Genomic DNA, 780 nt, shown 5'->3' with positions numbered 1-780 from the left:
AGCGCTGATGGTACTTCGTCTCAAGACGCGGGAGAGTAGGTCGCTGCCAGGTCTGCGAAACGCATGAAAATCTTCTCCTAACGAAAAAGCCCGCCCCAAAGGCGGCCAAGGCCGCCTCCCAGCGGCCTTTTTGTTGCAGGACTGTAGACACCAGCTTACGTTTGCTGGCGCGGGGTGGAGCAGCACCCCTCTGACCGCAGGAGCCGAAGGCTCCGAGGACGGAAAACAAAAAAAGTCCGGGCTGCTCCCGGCCGGCAAAACGCCGAAGTGGTGACGCGGGGTGGAGCAGCACCCCTCCGACCGCAGGAGCCGAAGGCTCCGAGGACAGAAAACAAAAAAGTCCGGGCTGCTCCCGGCCGGCAAATCGCCGAATTGGTGACGCGGGGTGGAGCAGCCCGGTAGCTCGTCAGGCTCATAACCTGAAGGTCGCAAGTTCAAATCTTGCCCCCGCAACCAGCGTTATATCGGCCCCGGTGGAAACACCGGGGCCAGGCGTGGGTTACTCATCCTCGTGACCTCCGCTTCGAGAGGACCACCTCGTCGTATTGGCGATGAGCTCTGGCGTTTTCCAGCGGCGCATAAAAACTGGTCGTGGTTGTCAGCTTGCGATGCCCGAGCAGGCGGCGGACGGTCTCGTATTCGCCCGGATTTTGATCGAGATAGTGACCTGCCCCTGAACTTTCATCCAGCAGGGATTAGAGCCTCGACCGTTTCAGTTACGCCATAGGGCGCGGGTTGAGCAACCGGCGGAGGCGCGGAGCCTTCAATCAGCGCAGCGTC

At 61.0% G+C, this 780-nt stretch carries 1 tRNA gene; it reads left to right on the top strand.

From position 1 onward, the window contains the following. Positions 1 to 379 precede the first annotated feature (379 nt). Positions 380 to 456: transfer RNA gene (locus RB623_RS30270), tRNA-Met, on the top strand. The last annotated feature ends 324 nt before the right edge of the window (positions 457 to 780 follow it).

The organism is Mesorhizobium sp. LHD-90, assembly GCF_030929505.1.
Lineage (GTDB): Bacteria > Pseudomonadota > Alphaproteobacteria > Rhizobiales > Rhizobiaceae > Kumtagia.
The sequence above is the reverse complement of the archived record's forward strand: the minus strand, read 5'-3'. Positions and strand labels throughout refer to the sequence as shown.